The sequence below is a fragment of the Pontibacter toksunensis genome (assembly GCF_042686245.1).
Classification (GTDB): domain Bacteria; phylum Bacteroidota; class Bacteroidia; order Cytophagales; family Hymenobacteraceae; genus Pontibacter; species Pontibacter toksunensis.
Map to the genome: position 1 here is coordinate 1 of NZ_JBHUOX010000031.1, position 17,658 is coordinate 17,658.

Here is a 17,658-nt window from a genome sequence, read left to right on the forward strand (position 1 = left end):
GCTCCAAGAGATGCGGGGAAATAGGGATGACTTTTGCGCTGCACATATATCCAACATGTAGTAGTTGTTGCTAATAATGTTAGCAAATACGTAAACAAGAATTATAAAAGCTAAATATATTAGTTATATTAATTCACATCTACTAAATCAGGTGTTTGTAAAAAAGCTAAGAGCTGACAACTTGATAGAAGTGTTGGTAAGAAGAGTCTTCAAATCTTCTTCCATTGCATCGAAAACATACTCCTTCTTTTACATGGTTATATTCGGGAAACCAGCCTGCCCCGTGACACCTAACGCATACTTTTCTGTGACCAATGATTTCACCTTGCTCAGTAAGCACATCGATTTCTGTTTCTGCATGTAGTTTCTCATGGCATTCCCAGCAAAGGGTAGTCAAAGCCAAATCAGGGTACTCCCACGCTAGCTTTCCGACCTGGTAGTACCTGTGGTGGATGTGAAGGCTTTTTGTGTCTATCCACCTGATTTCTTTCAGCTCCTTTGGCGTCAGAGACTTAAGGTATAACTCCTGTGTTTTCTGCTTCTCTACCCGTAGTGCTGTCTCATCCGTTATATCCTTAGGGTAAGAGAGCCGCACAGGTAAAACTACGGTTGCTATCAATCTACAGAACACATCGTCGCCAGTAGTCAAAGAGAGTAACGAATAGTGCTCAGAGATTTTAAGCAATTCGCTTATAAATGCATTCCCATACCCTGTTTTGCATCGATATGACCTTCCTGTTTCTATGTCAAAAACAATATAAACAACCTTGTTTTGCGCTGTGCCGGCACCATGAAACGAAATCCTAGATCTCTCAATAAGACTCTTATTATAGCATTCCTGACACCTGTATTGGTCCCGTTCCAAAATAGCATTCCGCTTATTTTTCCACTGGGTACTCTCTAGCTGTTCCTTATAATTCATTGATTAAGCGCTAAACCTTTGAAAATGGTTGAGAGATGATGATTCTTTGTAGCAACGCGTTAAGTAAAAGCCTTGAAAAAGTGGGTTAAATCATAGGGTACAATATGCCTGTTTCTTTCTAGCTATTTTACGGTATGTGTCTCTAAGAAGCGCGTACAGTATAAGCCTGCTTAGGAAATCTGTAGTGGCTTTGTTTTCTGATTTTATTTCCTCTCCGGTATCAATTTCCCCTAAAATAATTTTACCATCCAAGACTAAATGAGGTGCTTCTTTTTGAATGAACTCAAGTACTTTCTGTCTTGGGGTTTGCCCAAGCTTTCCATTTGTCAAGGCACCGTTGTGCCAGATAATAGCATTTCTACCACGCAGATCTACGAACTTGTCCAGGTTCAATTCCAATGACATATGACTGCTTTCAAAGTCATCTATTGCCACAGTAAGATAAGTGTAGCCCTTTCTGTTGCCCCAATGTGGGTGGTTGATAGTTTTGGAGCCTCCAAAAATGCTGATGGATACTATTTGGTTATTACCAAGTGCATCCTCTAACACAAAATAGCGATACTCACCAGAAAACTTTCCTCCCCCGGCATTGCCGAACTGAGAACGACGAAGCCCCGCGTCCTTTAGTATGTTTACCGCCGTTATTGCTGCGGGGGCCACCTGGTCTTGTGTGTCGTTAAGCCAACCTCTAAGGTTAAAAATAAAGGGATGCAAGGATAGGGACGTGTCCTCTCCTAAACAACCCTCCTTTATATATAAGTCAACCGTTGATTCTGGAATAGGAGCTTTGATGGGGAGGCAGCGGAATGGCTCTGTCTCTTGTTTCATAAAGCTAAACCACCTCCACTTCGTCAGGTTTCTATATGAGGGAATTTTGCGCAACTGTTTATAGCCGAGGCCATCCTGTACTTCGAAGTATGCGTGTCTTCCATTTGTCACCATAATTGACCCTGATTTTAAAATGGTATCATACCGCCTAGCTTGCGCGATAGCTTCGTCTGTTACATCGCAATTTTCCTCTTTGCACTCCACTATTAATACCGGTTTACCATCCTTATCTGTGACGATAATATCTGCACGACCAGATGCGCCTTTGACATAGTGAGACATGGGTACCTCCACTAAAGCTCTCTCCGCCGGCACTCTTAACTCACATATGAGGTAACGGAGAACCGCTTGCCTTACCTTTTCCTCAGGAGTATTTTGAATCAGTTTCTTTCTTGATTCGCATAAGAAGCATGGAATCCCGTTTCTAGTGTAGTCTGGAGTAGTGAAGAAGCTGCTTAGGTCAATTTTCATATATAAAATGAGGTTAAAGCAACAGCTAAGAATAGCTATGAAAGCTTAGTCATAATATTTCGACAGAAGGACAAAGAGGATTAACTTTTATTTGTCCATGTGCTCTTTGACTTTATCCATCAAATCTCGGGATACATAGACGTTACCTAAAACGCCAACTCCGATTGTATTCGTAAAACCATCAAAAGTTACATTAGTAAGGGAGAAGAGCACATAGTTGTCAACACTAACCATGCTGTTTACTGCCACATCTGCAAATTGCATAGCAATTGAACGGCCTGCAAATTCAGCAAGTGCCTCATAACCTGTGTCCTTCGTTGCTTCGCCAGCTTTACTCTCTGAGCCCATTGCATTTATTAGCTCTTGTTTAAGTACTTCCTTGTGCCTTGTATCATCTGGATTAGTTAATGCCATGAGACCAATCACAGCCATAAGAGTGAAGAGCACCAATTTTAGAGGCGTAATGAAGAAGCCTAAAGACGAAGGGGTTTCTAAAGTAATAGGGGCAGTTGTAGCGACACTTGTGTGGTGAATGTGGGATTGGATTGGTGGCTCACCATATTCTTTAAAGTAATCGTTTATAGAGCATCCAGGGTTTTCTTTCAACCATTGCTGAAGCATCGGCTTTTGATTAAGAGTTGTCATTAATTGATGGCTATTTATGTTAATGTTGTAGAAAAATATTATTTTAAATAATCAACGTGCTAGCAATAGTAGCATTCAAACTGGCTTAATTCTTTATTATTTCACCTCTAAGATATAAGCCCAGATCATACACCGAAGAAAGTATTCCTTGTTTTGATTTTGCTCCGAAGCAGTTGTTATGTCTTCCCCCATACATAAGGCCTCTGATATTCTGGTCTTAAAAAAACAATGGGACGCAATCATTTCTTTGAAGAACTACTTTCCTATATCTAATGTGTGGTTAGTATTTTCTTTAGCTGGTTGTAACATAAGGTTTGCTTGCCAAGGCAATATAAAGCTTTTGATATATTTTATATAGTTTGATGTGCTTATCTGATAAAATTATGGTATGTAGGAAATAGGAAATTTCTCAAACCTAAGAAGGTGGAAGAGCAGGAAAGAGTAATCATAAAATATGTTGTTTTAACTTTCTTGCAGTTGTCAGCGGTATAAAAAAATAAAATATGAATTACTGGGCTTTTCATTGTAACCCAAGTTCTTGGGATTCTATTTCAGAATTAAAAGAACATAATGATGGAACTTGGCTAATCGATAAGCAGCATAAGAATGATATCAAAGTTGGAGACAAGTTCATACTGTGGATCTCTGGTAAAGAGGCAGGAGTCTATGCATTTGGAGAGATTGCTGATACCCCAAAGTTATTACCAGAAGCTGAAGAAAGAGCTAAATTATAAGCTATAAACAAGACGAAATACGGTGAGGAAGCCTTAAGAGTTAAACTATCATTTGTCGAAAAATTACTCGATTCTCCTATTCCAAGAAACATAATACTTGGGTCTTACTGGCTTCCAGAGAACACACTTCAGTTTTCTTTTTTCAATAGACCACAAGGCATAACATCAAGAGAGTTAACACCAGAAGTATTCGAATACTTATTGCGCTTAAAGGAAGTTAGTCAAGACATAAATCACTTCAAGAACTTTTTATCAGGAGCTCATAAGAATTCTTCCACATCCAGCGAATATCTTAGTAAGATGCCTTCGATTGAAAGGTGGTTTATTGAGAATGGAGTTTGTGATGCAGACTTTCTGATTTGGGAAAATAAAGACCTAGTAGGTGTCATAAATCATAAGTTAGAAGCTGAATTCAAGCAAAAATGGAAGGCTCTAAATTCAGAGGAAAATAACTGGTATAGCGCACCTTGGAATAAATGGGTTGAATTCGTTTTTAAAGGGGAGAATAGTCACCCTCAAACGAAGAAGTATTGGCTTTACTCTCCCGGCACAAATGCAAGCAAATGGGAAGAGTTTTATAGCCTTGGAATAATGGGTTTAGGGTGGGACAAGCTGGGAGACATTAACCAATTTGCTTCTAAAGAGGAGATTGCAGCAAGGCTAAAGGAAATAGAGAATTCCGATAGCTCTAAAAGTAATGACACAATAGCAAACTTTGATTTTAAAAAATACCATAGCGGTTGGAGATATCATCATAGTCAAAAAGGGAATTAGAGAATTGTTAGGTTACGGTGAAGTTACCTCTGACTACTACTATGATAACACAAGGGATTCTTTTCAGAAATGCAGAAATGTGCAATGGGTGAAGAAAGGAAACTGGCCCGTTGATCATGCACTTGTTCAGAAAACACTGACGGATATCACTAAGTATCCTGCTGATGAACATCCAGAGTTTGAAAAATATTATGAATGGCTGCTAAGTTATATGAAAGATAACGGTTCAACCTTGCCTCAAGTAACTCATCCTTTGAATACCATCTTTTATGGCCCTCCAGGAACAGGGAAAACTTACACTACACTTCTAAGGGCCGCCGAAATCATTGAAAACAGGCCAGTAGAAGATTACGAAGAGGCCATGAAAATCTTCAATGATAACCTGGGTGAAAGAATAGAGTTTATCACCTTCCATCAGAACTACAGCTACGAAGATTTTATTCAGGGCCTTAGACCCGACACAGATAACGGCGCGGAGCTTTCGTTCAACAAAGTGGACGGTGTATTTAAGCGCATTGCCGACAGGGGGCTTAAAAACCTGAACCTGTCTAAAAAGGGACCTGAAGAAGTGTCAAGAGAACTGCTGTTCGAAAAGGCCCTGGAGCGGTTTATAGAGGAGGTGCAGGAAGGAGAGGAGAACTTCAAAATTAATGAAACGGCTTCTATCATCGAGGTAGAGGAAGAGGCCTTTCGCTACATAGGTGAAAAGTGGACCAGGATTTCCAATGGCAACAGGATGAAGTTTAGTGATTTGCGGGAGTTTGACCGGAACAGTGTTACGAGCGGGCAGGATGTTAAAAAGCTAAAGACAATTTCAGGATTAGCCAACCAGCATGCGACTTACTACTTCAAAGTTTATCAAAGCATCCTGAAGCATATACCAAGAGATGCTGAAGTTCCTGCAGCAGTAAAGAAGCAGAACTACGTCATCATCATAGACGAAATCAACAGAGCTAATATCTCCAGAGTGTTTGGAGAGCTCATTACGCTGATCGAGCCTGATAAACGCTCCCATGGTGCCATTCCGCTTAGGTGCACGCTTCCTTCAGGAGAGGAATTTGTGGTGCCCTCTAACCTCTACATCATCGGAACAATGAATACGGCAGACAAGTCCATCGCCCTGCTGGACATAGCACTGCGCAGGCGATTTGAGTTTGAGGCCATGTATCCGAAATACCAGCTTGACGGGCAGGAGGTTCATGACACCGACGTGTTGGAGAAAATCAACAAGAAGGTGATTGAGCTAAAGGGACATGATTTTCAGATTGGGCATGCCTACTTCATGGGAGAGAACAGCAATTTAGTAGAGCGAATGAACAAGAAAGTAATTCCGCTGCTCCTGGAGTACTTCATAAACGATGAGAAAGAGGTGAAAAGTATTCTGGTGAATGCTGGCCTTGAAGCAGAGGATAACACCTGGCCACTCAGAATAAGGGGGAAGCGTGCTTAACCTGTATGAATATCAGAATAAGGCGGAAAACCCGGCCTCTCTGGAGGGGCTTGAGGAGTTTCTGGATGTTGTCTGGAAGAACAGGGAGAAGACAGACTTTTACTTAGGTGGGCAGGCAGGCCAGATAGAAGCGCAGCAGTTTGTTCAGTTTCTCCACAAAACAAAGGAGATTAAGTCTAACAAATATGTGGGGGTAATCCATTTTGAAGGGCAGCGTATTAACCTGCTGCCGAAAATTTTTTATAGGGCAGACGCTGATAATTCCACTGAAGCGGTTCATGCCATGCAGCACCACATATTGTGGTGGCTGAGCTACTGTCGGAAGATTAAATTTCCCAACTATCAAACTTCATTAGGAGATGTTAAGAGTGACTTCTTCGAGATACTGATTTACCTGTTCGCCAAATACACCCGGCAGCTGCTGACTAGCTCCATCTATCAGCAATATGAAGAGGTAAACAATGAGCTGCCCTTCATTAAAGGACGCCTGAACACAAACGACTATATCAACGAGAACATTGCTAGGGGCAGGTGGCATAAGCTGAACTGCACCTATGATGCTTTTGTCCTGGACAATAAGTTTAACAGGATTATCAAGTATGTGGCAAACTTGCTTTTCAGGAACACCACCAGCTCAGAAAATAAGAAGTACCTGCGGGAGATTCCGTTTATTCTGGACGAGGTGAGTGATGTCAGGGCTACCGCAGAAGAGTGTGCCAGTCTGCAGTTTAATCCTATGTTCGGTGAGTTTGAGACGGTGCGCGACTATTGTTACCTGTTTCTGAGCAGCAGCGTTTCGTTTAGCTACAAGAATGACCTGAAGCTTTTCGCATTCCTGCTTCCCATGGAGTATGTCTTTGAAGATTTCATCTTTGGGTTCATAGAAAAGGAAGTGAAGGAGGTGCAGGCAAAGGCGCAGGTTAGCTCCAAGTACCTGGACAAGGAAGGAGCTTTTGCCCTTCGCCCGGACCTGCTTCTGGAGATAGGCTCCAGAAGTGTTATAGCAGATACTAAATACAAGATTGTCTACACTGACGATAAAGACCCGAAGAAAGGTATATCGCAGTCGGACCTTTACCAGATGCTGGCCTATGCTGTCAGGTTCAAAGTTGAGGAGGTTATTCTTTTTTACCCCAACACTATCCAGGGATACCAGGAGCAGGTAAGCGAAGTGCTGATTGAAGATGAGCTGGCAGGAGGGAAGCAGGTAAAAATCAAAGCTTTTCAGCTGCCTATCCTGAATGAGAGGCTGCTGTTACAAGAGAAGTGTAAAAGTTTAGAATTGGTTGGAATGTTTGAGGAAACCAAGGCTAGTTTGTCCCGAAGCATCAGGAGCATACTTTTGTCTTCTGTCTTTCCAAGCACTAGCTACTGATTTATCCCTGCTATTAATAGCTTGTAGCGCATACTATTTTTCATGCAAGCATGTGTAAAAGCAAGAGCTACAAGCTATCGCAGCAAATATTTATTTAATAAGCTTATTTCTCCAAAGCCACCAATATGGTCCTGAAGCTCTCTAACCCTGCCTCCAGATTTTCAATAATACCTTCTGCCAACACATCCGGGACAGGTAAGTTATCGAGGTCTGCCAGGGATTTGTCTTTCAGCCAGGTGATTTACCCACTAGTGCGTTACTGCATGGTTTTCCCTCACATTTATTTTAGAGGGCAAACATTGAGTTGTATATTAGCAGAAGTATATATCTTAAGGTGTGGAAGCAAACATAAATATTTTAATATGGGCAAATTTTTACGCACAAGCGGAATATCTCATAAAATAGAGGACATTATTGTTGAAGCAAAGGAGGAACTTGTGATAGTTTCACCTTACCTGAAAATATCAAATAATTTGTTTGAAAGATTCAAGGAGAAATCTGAAGAAGGAGTCAAAATAAACTTCATATACGGAAAAAGTGAGCTCACACAGGTAGAGCGTAATAAAATTGAGGGCTTAAAAACAATTAACCCCTACTACTACGAGAACTTACATGCTAAATGCTACTACAATGAGAAGGAGATGATAATTACTTCCATGAATCTTTACGAATTTTCGGAAAAAAATAACCGTGAGATGGGAGTATTAGTCAGTAAGTTTGATGATGCTCCCATATTTGAAGATGGTATTCAGGAGGCGAAGTCAATACTAGGTTGTGTTGACAATTAGAGCAGCAGTGTCATTGCTGCAGCTAAGTGCAGGAAAGCCAGAAAGCTAGAGGCAGTCTTGTCGTATCTGGTGGCGATACGGCGGTAGTGCTTGATTCTATTGAAGAAGCGCTCTATCTTATTCCGGTCTTTGTAGAGGTTCTCGTCAATGAGGCGGGGCTGCTTTGAGTTAGAACGAGAGGGCACCACCACTTCAGCGCCCAGCTCCGTAATGACTTGGGCAAAGGAGCTGCTGTCATAGCCCTTGTCAGCCACCACTGCCCCTGGTCTGTCCTTTTCCAGCAGGGCCTGTGCCTGCCGGTGGTCTGAATGGTGGCCGGGGGAGAGAATGAACCGGCGGGAGTTGCCCAGTGCGTCGCAGCAGGCGTGCACCTTGGTTGAGAAGCCGCCCCGGCTGCGGCCCAGAGACTCATCCGCCGCCGTTGTTTTTTTGTCCTGCCGCGTGCTGGTGGGCCCTGACGGTGGTGGAGTCAAGCAGCAGCCAGTCCAGGTCTGGTTCCTGTAGTTCTTCGAAGACACGCTGCCAGACGCCTTTCCTGGCCCAGCGCCGGAAGCGCTGGTAGACCGAGTTCCAGGGGCCGTAGCGCTCGGGAAGGTCACGCCAAGGGGCGCCGCTGCGGGCAATCCAGAGCACGGCGTTGATGAACTGGCGGTTGTCTTTGGCTGTGCGCCCCACATCGGTGGACTTGTCTGGAAGCAGGGCAGACAGGCGTTGCCAGTCATAGTCGCTGATTTCGTAACGTCGCATAAGCTTTTAAAACTGAAACAACAGCAACAGAAAATCATTCAGTAATAGTCAACACGACCTAGCTGCTTCAAAAAAAATTTTAATTGGGGAAGGGGAAAAAAGCGAAAGTATTCCGGCAATCAAACTAATAGCAACTGAACAGGAAGAGCCGTTTTATTTGGACTCTATAAACGACCTGCTGCTAAAAGAGCTAATTGCTAAATACCCCAAACAAGAATTTGAAGAGCTTTATGGGAAAAAAGGCATTATGTGCAAAGAGTTCACGACTCAAAATGTAATCCTTACAATACTTCCAAGTGACGTTTATTGGCGCATTGCCATTCAACTCGAATACACTGATTATAAGTTTAGAAAGAATGTTTACGATACACTTGAAGTTGTTCACAGAGGTAACATCGAGTCTAAATTTCCTGCTGGCACAGTGTACTGGGGAGGCCAAATGAAGCGTATCAAAATTGACATCTATAAAACTAAGTACCCTGATTTCTTCAAGTCAAATAGTGCTGCAGTAAAAAACACTATGGAGCATTTGAAAGCGATTGAAACGGGAATAATCAGTTTGATACCTCGGCATGAAGTGCAAAAGAGAGGGAGTTTCCGCCTTTAATTCTCAGTTAAGGCTTCTGATGTGTGCAAATGGTTTTCAAACTGATTATTCCGGTGATGCTGACCGAGACTATAATCTAAACTGTCTAAAAGGGATTTGAGTAAGGCCTTTAACGCAGCTAAAATGGAGGAGAAAAGCAGCCCGGTCAGGAAGTGTCCCTGGTAAATTACATGCAGCTCATGCGTCTGGAGCCTTACCAGTTTCAGCTGGTTTTTGATACGGTACCTGGAAGGCTTTGGGAGCTTACACTACAGGAGTCTGAGCAGTAATTACCGCATTACAAAAGTCAGGACGCGAGTCTAATTTAGTCAGGCCTCTTTCATCTCAGGCAACACCTGTAAAGCTACATCCTGTAACTTCTTTAGATGTAACCTCGGCAAGACCACCCGGTATTCTTTTCCATCATCCTCGCAATACCACACCACAACATGCGCTACTTCAGCACCCTTCAGTGTGTAGCCTTGTTTCATCAGCTGCCTTAGCTTTTCCTTGAATTTCATTGAAAAGGCTACTGCGGCAAAACCTGAAATAAACAGACCATCTGCAGGTGCTTCTGGTGCCTCTAATAAGGTGCCCGACTGGATGTGCTTTACAGTCTTTACAGTAGCAGGCTTTTTAAAGAAGCTAAGCCAGACATCCTGCATGCCCATTTCCAGCTGTAGTTCTTCCGGCACTGGATAAATGTTTTCTTCTACTGTTTTCTTTAATTCAGGCACCGATATCTGGTCGAAGTAAGGCTGATCGGTATGGATATGCAGGGATTTCTTTGCCCGGGTAATAGCCACATACACCACGCGTTTGTTTGACTCCTTCACTAAGGGGTAGTTTCGGAGGAGCAAAAATACATGGTCAAATTCTTTTCCTTTGGCCTTGTGCATGGTAGAAACCAGCACTTTGCTCGTTTCCGGGTATATAAAATCTTCGGTGCGTGCTTCCTGTAAGAAAGCCAGCCAATCAGACCAGAACTTCCGTTCGCCATGCGTTTTCTCAAACTCCTGTATCACATCCTGCACCAGTTGCAGATTTGCTGAGGAGGAGAACTCCTGCTCCATCCGGGTGCGGGTTTGCTCCCATCCTTCACTTGAAATGAAGCCAAGCTCTCCGCTGATTTTGTCGCGGATGTACCAGCTGAAACACTTTAGCTCCAGAAGCTGACGCAAGGAGAATCCTTCCTGCGCCATAATCAGGCGGGTAGGTATGCCGTGCTGGAGCAACAGGTTCTGCACCAGCAGCGCTTCCTCATTCGTGTGCGTCAGCACGGCAATGGTGCCTGTCAATTGCTTTTGTACTACATCCTGCACCAACGGGATGACCAGGTCGGAAGAAGGCGTGTAGCGTGTCAGGCAAATATCGCCGTAGGTCTGGTTATGCGCTATCAACGGTAAACCTGCTTTCAGCCTGTCGGACCTGAAAAGCTTCAGAAACTGGTTCGAGAACGCCACAAGGTTAAAGCAGGCACGGTAGTTTGTGCTGAACAGGTACTTCGTTGCCTGCCTGTCCCGCTCAAAGTCGCGCATAAATGCTACAGAAGAGCCCCTGAACTCATAGATGTTCTGGTCATCATCACCGACCACAATCACGCGTACATCCTCGGCCAGCTCCATAATGGTGCTCAGGAAATCGTATTCCTGCTGGCTGATGTCCTGGTATTCATCCACCACAATAACGCTTTTGCATTTCAGGCGGTCACCGGGTATAGCATCATTCACAAGGCCCTCGGTCGCTTGCTTAATGACATTGTCAGACTTCTTTAGATCGCCTACGCGGCCCAGAAGCTGGAAAGCAAAGCCGTGGTAGGTGTAGATATCAATATGGTAAGCAGACTTGCCAATCAGCTTTTGCAGTCTTTCTTTAAATTCTGTCGCGGCAGGACGGGAGAAGGTCAGCATCAGGAACTGTTCTGGTTTGATATCTTCCATCATCAGCAGGGCGGCCACCTTGTGCACGAGCACCCGTGTTTTTCCGCTGCCAGGACCGGCGCCCACTAAAATGTTAGGGCTCTTGTTGTCCTTGATAACCTGCATCTGGTCAGCTGAAAGGGCCGCAAATATTTCCCGGTACTTCTTATCTGTAATGGGCTGTTTCAGTTTGCCTTTTTCATTCCGGAAATGGCGTTGCACAAATGCCTCATAGCCCAGGCGGAAATAATCATCCACGAAGCTGATGGCCTCCACATGGTTTCGGAGCTGCTTTTTGGCGTACTCACCCATGATATGAATCTGCTCTACCTTTTTCTCGTAATGCCGCTGCAGCTTGCCATAATCTTCAAGCGTGTACTGCTTCCTGTTGTCATCTATCAGGCGTTCGATGGTCATGGGATTGTAGAGGACGAACAGGCCGCCTTCCAGCTTGATGGCCCCGATGATGTGCAGGTACAGCAGCACCGCCTCATAATCCGTCAGCGAAACTTTGGGTAGCATGATGTTACTGAGCTCAACCTGCTTTTTCATTTCCACCATGGAAAACTCCAGGGCGGCATCCTCCTGCTTTTGCTTGTTTGCTACCTCAAGGGCGTTTTGTTTGCTAAGCCATTGCACCACGTCTGCAGCCCGGGTGAGGCGGCCTAGAATCTTTTCCTCTATTTCCTGCTTTTCTTTCCGGAACGCAATGCGGTAGAGTAGGGTATGGGCATCTATGCGTTCTTTCTTGATGTAATGCTCATGCTCCCAGTATTGCAGCAGGTTCCGGATAGCTTCTATAGAGCTATCCTCATAGCCCTGGTCAATCAGCTTTTCGTTGATGTCGCGCAAGTGCGTCTGGAAAACAGCCGGTGACTCATCAGATGGCAATAAAATGTGCAGCAGCGCCTTTTCAATCTTTGCGTAGCGCTGGAAGCAACGCTCTGAGTTCTTTTCACTTCTGGTAGGGTTAATCAGAGCCGTCAGGTCTTTGGTGTCGCCGAGCAGGCCGAGCTCCTTGAAGTGAAGCAGAATTCTGACTACGGCTTCCTTTTCGATGCCCAGGTGGTCAGACAGGGCGTCAACCATGGTGTCTTCCCGGGAAATAAGGTATTGAAATATCCGTATAGCCTGTTGTAGCTGGTCGCCCGGAAATTTGTCCGCGTTTGCATGAATCACCTTGTTGGCGGCCTCTACATTCCGCACCAGGATACTTTGGGCAAATATCCGTGGGGAATTCATTTCCCGCTTCAGGTATCCTACATCTTCCAGAGCGGCTATAGCTGCCTTTACCTGCGTCTCCAGTTGTATAATGTCTGTATCCCAGCCAGCCTGCTTGGCCAGCTCTAAAGCCGACTTGGTGAACTTCAGTCTTTTGAAATCTTTTACCGCTTTCCATATCTGTCCTACTTCTTTTTTAGAGAGCTTCGTCTGGTTTAGCAAGGCAAAATGCTCGTTCAGGTCATTCTCGTCAAAGAGCAAATGGCAGTTAGCCTCCATTTCCGGCTTTCTCCCCGCGCGCCCTGCCTCCTGAATGTAGTTCTCCAGTGAGTCAGATATATCAAAGTGCACCACCAGCTTCACGTTCTCTTTGTCAACTCCCATCCCAAAAGCGGAAGTTGCCACGATAACGTTGATTTCGCCTTTCATAAAGCTGTCCTGAATGCGGATTTTCAGGTCAGCATCCATCTTGCCGTGGAAAGCCGCCGCTTTGATACCTGCCTTTTTAAGTACTTCGGCTACGTATTCAGTGGTTTTCGTCCTGCTCACATATACAATCGCCGGCTCCGTAATGTCCTGTAGCAGGTCCTTTAGCTGCTGTAGCTTTGCCTCCTTACCCTCTGCCTTCGAAGCATTGTAAATCAGGTTCTTCCGTGAAGCAGTTGTCTGATACAGCTTCAGGTCTAAGTTCGCCTGCTCTTTAAAGTAAGAGATGATGTCCTGCACTACCTCGGGCTTAGCCGTAGCGGTAAAGCAGGAAACAGGTATTGGATGTTGCAGGTTTTTAGCTTCGGCAAGTTCTTTTAAAAAGCGACCGATATACAGGTAGTCTACCCGGAAATCCTGTCCCCAGGAAGAAAAGCAGTGGGCTTCGTCAATTACAAACCGTTCAATCTGCCGCCCCTTTAACAACCGGTAAATGGTATTGGAGCGCAGGGATTCAGGAGAGATGTACAAAAGGGTAGCGCCTCCATCATGAACCGTCTGAATGGCATCGGCTCGCTCCAGCGGAGAAAGCAGCCCGTTGATGGCCACAGCAGTGGTGATGTCGAAACGGTTCCGGAGCACATCTACCTGGTCTTTCATAAGTGCCTGCAGGGGTGAGATGACAACGGTCAAGCCCCGGTTTGCCTCGCCTTTCATAAGAGCCGGCAACTGGAACGTGAGAGACTTACCACCTCCAGTCGGGAAGATAGCCACCAGCGATTCTCCCTTCATGCCTGCTTCCACTACCTGTTGCTGCAAGGGCGTCTGCTCCTCAGGAGTAAACTTCCGAAATCCGGAATAGCCAAAATATCTTTTAAGCCCTGCTACCGGCGAAAGATAAGTTTCGCAGTAGTGGCAGGAGGCTTGCTGGCACCCAGTGCCCCGTAGCAGCTGCAATACAGTAACCACCTCCGGGAAACGGTGCAGCAGCCATGGAGGGATAATGGAACCCTGATCAGGGGCATTTATCAGGACCAGTGCATAGGCTAAAGGAACCCGTAGCTGGAGTATAAGTGAGTAAAGGACAACGTTAGAACAGATCCTGTTTTGGAAAAATGACATGATCTGTTCTTCAAGCGGCCCGTCTTCTTCACTTGAACTATTATCATCTAGAAGCTCGAAAAACGAACGAAAGGATGTATCAGTGCAAAGAAGTTGGTTGATTATCCGTCTGAGCACGACAGGCATACTGTAGTAAGCACTGATACAGTCCTGCAGAAGGTCTGCTGCTATTTTCGAGTCTTCCACAGGGTTGTTGTAGTGGTCACTCATTAACCGGTAGTCTTTCACAAGCCGGTGATAAGGCCGATTTGGAAAGAAAAGCGGGGAGAGGTAAAGCGTGTCAATAAACATTTTGCGAAAGAAGCCTTCAGAGACTCCTCCGGCAGCTTTTAGGAAGGGGAGGTCGTGCGACAGTATATTATGGCCGCAGAGAAACTGAGAATCTAGCTGAAACTGCTCAAAATCATAGACTGATTTGGAATGCCATGTACGGCCATTAAACCAGGCTCCAATGCTCTGCAACCTTGCTTTAGGCTGTTTTGTTACTTCCAGATCAAAAAAAGCAATACGTTCCATCCGCTTCAGGCCGGGGTCTTGGTTTAAAGTCTTTTTCTGCAATTTAAATATTAATATTCAAAAATTCCTATTATTTAAAAAGCGTCCTAATTTAATAAAAATAATACACTTGCTTAATTCTTATTATTATTTGGAACTTAGATAATTGAGTTTATCCGTTGAACTAATTTATTTATTGAGTCATCTACAAATAATTCTAAAATGAAAGAGGAAAGCCTATCTACTAAAACCATGCTTCTTAATATTGGATCCACGCGTAAATGAGTTGCAACGCGGCATTCACCAGCAAAGGAAGGTTTGGATTCATGTGATGCGCGATAAATACCTTCTTCAGGTCGAAAAATTGAAACAGCAGGCGCAGACCCACTGCAGTGAACACGGTTTTGAGTATGAAAACCTGCTGTTGTCCGGAGTTCTGGAGTCATGCGAGCACTATCTGCGGAACGTGCTCCGGACAGCGCCGGTAATTCAAACTGAAATAGGCCTGAGCTATGTAAGGCTTCCGCTGGATGTGGAACTGGTGAACCTGTGCAGGAGAGCCAAGGATGTTGACTTCTACTTTGTAGGATCAGAGCACTGCAGCGCTGCCTGATAGTCTCGCACCGTTCGCACCTTATTGTACTCATAAAAGCGGTACGATAAGGTGCGACCTAAAAAATGCCTTTGTGGCAGCCAATAACATAATTTAAAGAAAGCTGGCTGGTACAACTGGTGACCGGCCAGCACTAATATTAACTTCTTAAATAATGAAACATCATGGAACATATAATTGCATTCAACCGCGAGGTTGCAGACTTAGTAAAGCGCTTTCCAGAGCACCAGGCCATCAAGGTCATTGAAAAGTACATAGTGAAGTGCAAACCATCAAGTTACTATATGGCGCTGGACTACCTTGGCTTCCAGTTAGGAATGGAGTACCAGGCTATACCAATACATGACAATGAAAGAGACGAGGTGGAAGGCTATATCCTAGCTATCAAATTCAGAAAAGGCAACCCACTGCACGAAGTGGGGGAGGATGGGGTTTGGGTAAAGCCACTACGGCACGACCCTATGCCGTCATATAGCAAGTGCCACACCGTTTTGGCGAAGGAGTATGTGTACACGTTGATGCAAGTCACAGACCTGGAGAAATATGTTCTTGATGACGACATGGTGGTGTAGTGACTACGGATTCATGCTGTTGCCCAACATCCCTGCAATAAGCGCGATGGACATCAGTTAAGGGTTTATCCTGTGATGGCCTCACTTCTATAGAGGCATATCCAACACTAAACCACAATGACTACAGCCGTTGAAGTACAGGAAGCCTTTAAGGCCTTTGTACTTCAACGGCTGTTTTTCTTTCTGAAAAGGTTTATGCTGACTTCAGAGAACAGAGATGGGCTTTCAACGGTACCTCACATACACCGTCTGTATTTCGCTTAAGCGGGTCGAATAGCATGGAGATTTCATGTCGGGTCGGAGCAGCCATACATTTCTCCCTGTGTCGTCAAGCTCACTTTGCCTCTCCCGAACCTGTCGGTCAGGTCACCTATTACCACCATCAGCTTCACGTGCTTTTTCCTACTGTATACAACAAATTAAGCTGCACCTGATTCTCGGGCACGATTTCAGGGACGCATACACCGGACTTCATATACTAGTAGCCGTCGCGATAGATGGCTTTCAGGGCGATGTTGGCGTAGTGGATAAGCTCGATGTCAGAGTTGGTGGCAGCAGGCAGGAATTGGGTCTTGCTGTTAGTATACTGCCTGTCGTGCTCAAAGAACTTATGAAAGTTAATTAAGACGGTAAGGAGGCTGGCGTAGCTTCCTTGTTGCCGCAATTTCAGGGCGCATTTGGCGGCATGGGTGGCTGTCACCAAGTGCAGATCTTCAAGAACATTTAAATACTTGATTTCTTGACGAAGCTGCGGGAGGAGCGGTTTCTGATCTGAAAAATCTTGTTTAACTTCTTTATAAATTTCCATCAATATTCGCTTTAATGTAGGTATATCAAATAAATTTTTAAATGAAGGTAAAACATAATTACAATCTTGCGTATAAAAGTTATATAAAATACTCCTAAACTGATAACTGATCTAGTTCTCCCTGACTTAAGGTTTACTTTTCCTCTATAACAGCATTTTCTATTTGCTGTCTATTTGTCTTTTGATTGAACACCAAGTTCTTGTTTCATTTTTGATTGTTGTATAAACTTCAATAGAGCAGTTTATGAGACTCCATCAACCACAGCAACAGCTTTTACGGCCTTACATAAAGCAGATCCATCAATTTACTGTGAATCCTGATGGTTTATCTTCCATGACCGCTATTCCCACAGGCAATGTATTTCTGTCTTTATTCTGGGGGAGCGGAGCTTATACTACTCTGAGACCAAATTCTACAGAACTGACTGCAAGTGGAGGTGTGTATGTTTCAGGTCAGCAGTTTGAGATAGCTCGTCATTGGGTAAAAGAAGGGGAAGTAAATGTTATCGGGCTTGAACTGACTCCCAATGCTATTCACCAGTTCTTTGGGGTACCTCAGCAGGAGACAACAGGGCAGGTATTACCGCTTGAAGACATATGTTGCAATACTGCCACCATGCTTTACCGACAAGTAGTCAATGAAACTAATCCAGTAAGACAAATCCACCTTGTAGAAGAATTTCTTTGTAGAAGGATGATAGCTAAGAAATGGCAGGACAACAGTAGTATTGCAGAAGCTATCAATTTAATTAATCTGTCAAGAGGCAGCATATTAGTAAAGGATTTGGCAGCTTCGTTGCGAATCAGCACTAGGAGCTTGGAGAGGAGATTTTTAGAAGCTGTGGGGATTTCCCCTAAAGCCTATTCCAAGATAATGCAGTTTAACTTTGCTTTCAGGCAGCTTACACTTTCTAAAAAACACATTTTAGATGTAATAACAGAAGCAGGTTATTACGATCAGCCTCATTTTATCAATCATTTCCGAAAAGTTTTTGGTGTAAGCCCCGGGCAATTTTTCGATGAATATGAAAAATTCTTATACTCTTTCAAGAAGGACAACGATAATATTACACTCGATTCAATGTCTGGCACGCTTCAAGCTGCTGGTAAATTGTATGTTTTTTAGCTGTCGCATTTTTCCAAGACTATGGGTGCTTTATTT

Annotated in this window: 15 protein-coding genes; 9 read left to right on the plus strand and 6 right to left on the minus strand. The window is 44.2% G+C overall.

What is annotated here, in order from left to right:
- Positions 1-166: 166 nt before the first annotated feature.
- From ACFS7Z_RS24310 to ACFS7Z_RS24320, 3 genes are all read right to left on the minus strand, one after another.
- Entirely contained in the window at positions 167-922 is a 756-nt protein-coding gene (locus ACFS7Z_RS24310) for a hypothetical protein (protein WP_377490982.1), read from the minus strand.
- Between the two features lie 90 nt (positions 923-1,012).
- The gene (locus tag ACFS7Z_RS24315; RefSeq protein ID WP_377490985.1) at positions 1,013-2,221 is read right to left on the minus strand and encodes a type I restriction enzyme HsdR N-terminal domain-containing protein; all 1,209 of its coding nucleotides are present in this window, start codon (positions 2,219-2,221) and stop codon (positions 1,013-1,015) included.
- Between the two features lie 87 nt (positions 2,222-2,308).
- Complete coding sequence (locus ACFS7Z_RS24320) at positions 2,309-2,866, minus strand: hypothetical protein (RefSeq protein WP_377490988.1); 558 nt, start codon at positions 2,864-2,866, stop codon at positions 2,309-2,311.
- A 503-nt stretch (positions 2,867-3,369) separates the two neighbouring features.
- On the opposite strand from ACFS7Z_RS24320, the gene ACFS7Z_RS24325 reads away from it, so the two are divergent.
- From ACFS7Z_RS24325 to ACFS7Z_RS24345, 5 genes are all read left to right on the plus strand, one after another.
- Positions 3,370-3,600, plus strand: a complete 231-nt coding sequence (locus ACFS7Z_RS24325) for an EVE domain-containing protein (protein ID WP_377490991.1) — start codon at positions 3,370-3,372, stop codon at positions 3,598-3,600.
- A 300-nt stretch (positions 3,601-3,900) separates the two neighbouring features.
- Positions 3,901-4,374, plus strand: coding sequence for a hypothetical protein (locus ACFS7Z_RS24330; protein ID WP_377490994.1), 474 nt, complete (start codon positions 3,901-3,903; stop codon positions 4,372-4,374).
- The gene (locus ACFS7Z_RS24335; protein ID WP_377490997.1) at positions 4,316-5,824 is read left to right on the plus strand and encodes an AAA family ATPase; all 1,509 of its coding nucleotides are present in this window, start codon (positions 4,316-4,318) and stop codon (positions 5,822-5,824) included. Before ACFS7Z_RS24330 ends, ACFS7Z_RS24335 begins: the two co-directional genes overlap by 59 nt.
- Positions 5,817-7,199, plus strand: a complete 1,383-nt coding sequence (locus ACFS7Z_RS24340; RefSeq protein ID WP_377491000.1) for an McrC family protein — start codon at positions 5,817-5,819, stop codon at positions 7,197-7,199. Before ACFS7Z_RS24335 ends, ACFS7Z_RS24340 begins: the two co-directional genes overlap by 8 nt.
- Positions 7,200-7,324: 125 nt before the next feature.
- A complete protein-coding gene (locus ACFS7Z_RS24345) occupies positions 7,325-7,987 on the plus strand; it encodes a phospholipase D family protein (protein ID WP_377491003.1) in 663 nt (220 codons plus the stop codon).
- Here the strand turns inward: ACFS7Z_RS24345 and ACFS7Z_RS24350 are convergent.
- Positions 7,984-8,734 (minus strand): IS5 family transposase gene (locus ACFS7Z_RS24350; RefSeq protein ID WP_377491006.1). Its coding sequence is split into 2 segments (ribosomal slippage): positions 7,984-8,406 and positions 8,408-8,734, totalling 750 coding nucleotides; the frame shifts between segments, so codons are not numbered across the junction. The two genes, ACFS7Z_RS24345 and ACFS7Z_RS24350, sit on opposite strands and share 4 nt — an antisense overlap.
- A gap of 157 nt (positions 8,735-8,891) precedes the next feature.
- Between ACFS7Z_RS24350 and ACFS7Z_RS24355 the strand changes: the two genes are divergently transcribed.
- A complete protein-coding gene (locus ACFS7Z_RS24355; protein WP_377491009.1) occupies positions 8,892-9,341 on the plus strand; it encodes a hypothetical protein in 450 nt (149 codons plus the stop codon).
- 308 nt (positions 9,342-9,649) lie between these two features.
- Here ACFS7Z_RS24355 and ACFS7Z_RS24360 read toward each other — a convergent pair whose 3' ends face one another.
- Positions 9,650-14,566, minus strand: a complete 4,917-nt coding sequence (locus ACFS7Z_RS24360; RefSeq protein WP_377491012.1) for a RecQ family ATP-dependent DNA helicase — start codon at positions 14,564-14,566, stop codon at positions 9,650-9,652.
- A 202-nt stretch (positions 14,567-14,768) separates the two neighbouring features.
- Here ACFS7Z_RS24360 and ACFS7Z_RS24365 point away from each other — a divergent pair, with 202 nt between their 5' ends.
- Both ACFS7Z_RS24365 and ACFS7Z_RS24370 read left to right on the plus strand, forming a co-directional pair.
- Positions 14,769-15,116, plus strand: a complete 348-nt coding sequence (locus tag ACFS7Z_RS24365; RefSeq protein WP_377491015.1) for a hypothetical protein — start codon at positions 14,769-14,771, stop codon at positions 15,114-15,116.
- A 164-nt stretch (positions 15,117-15,280) separates the two neighbouring features.
- Positions 15,281-15,688 carry a hypothetical protein gene (locus ACFS7Z_RS24370; protein ID WP_377491018.1) on the plus strand — a complete coding sequence of 136 codons (408 nt, stop codon included), beginning with the start codon at positions 15,281-15,283 and terminating at the stop codon, positions 15,686-15,688.
- A gap of 478 nt (positions 15,689-16,166) precedes the next feature.
- On the opposite strand, the gene ACFS7Z_RS24375 is transcribed toward ACFS7Z_RS24370, so the two are convergent.
- Complete coding sequence (locus ACFS7Z_RS24375) at positions 16,167-16,496, minus strand: DinB/UmuC family translesion DNA polymerase (protein WP_377491020.1); 330 nt, start codon at positions 16,494-16,496, stop codon at positions 16,167-16,169.
- Between the two features lie 244 nt (positions 16,497-16,740).
- Between ACFS7Z_RS24375 and ACFS7Z_RS24380 the strand changes: the two genes are divergently transcribed.
- Positions 16,741-17,622, plus strand: coding sequence for a helix-turn-helix domain-containing protein (locus ACFS7Z_RS24380; RefSeq protein ID WP_377491023.1), 882 nt, complete (start codon positions 16,741-16,743; stop codon positions 17,620-17,622).
- Positions 17,623-17,658: the final 36 nt, after the last annotated feature.

Excerpts from the sequence above, each read along its gene's own strand:
- ACFS7Z_RS24320 (WP_377490988.1), bottom strand. The coding sequence starts at position 2,866 with ATGACAACTCTTAATCAAAAGCCGATGCTTCAGCAATGGTTGAAAGAA.
- ACFS7Z_RS24345 (WP_377491003.1), top strand. The coding sequence starts at position 7,325 with ATGGTCCTGAAGCTCTCTAACCCTGCCTCCAGATTTTCAATAATACCT.
- ACFS7Z_RS24325 (WP_377490991.1), top strand. The coding sequence starts at position 3,370 with ATGAATTACTGGGCTTTTCATTGTAACCCAAGTTCTTGGGATTCTATT.
- ACFS7Z_RS24330 (WP_377490994.1), top strand. The coding sequence starts at position 3,901 with ATGCCTTCGATTGAAAGGTGGTTTATTGAGAATGGAGTTTGTGATGCA.
- ACFS7Z_RS24375 (WP_377491020.1), bottom strand. The coding sequence starts at position 16,496 with ATGGAAATTTATAAAGAAGTTAAACAAGATTTTTCAGATCAGAAACCG.
- ACFS7Z_RS24370 (WP_377491018.1), top strand. The coding sequence starts at position 15,281 with ATGGAACATATAATTGCATTCAACCGCGAGGTTGCAGACTTAGTAAAG.
- ACFS7Z_RS24310 (WP_377490982.1), bottom strand. The coding sequence starts at position 922 with ATGAATTATAAGGAACAGCTAGAGAGTACCCAGTGGAAAAATAAGCGG.
- ACFS7Z_RS24380 (WP_377491023.1), top strand. The coding sequence starts at position 16,741 with ATGAGACTCCATCAACCACAGCAACAGCTTTTACGGCCTTACATAAAG.
- ACFS7Z_RS24315 (WP_377490985.1), bottom strand. The coding sequence starts at position 2,221 with ATGAAAATTGACCTAAGCAGCTTCTTCACTACTCCAGACTACACTAGA.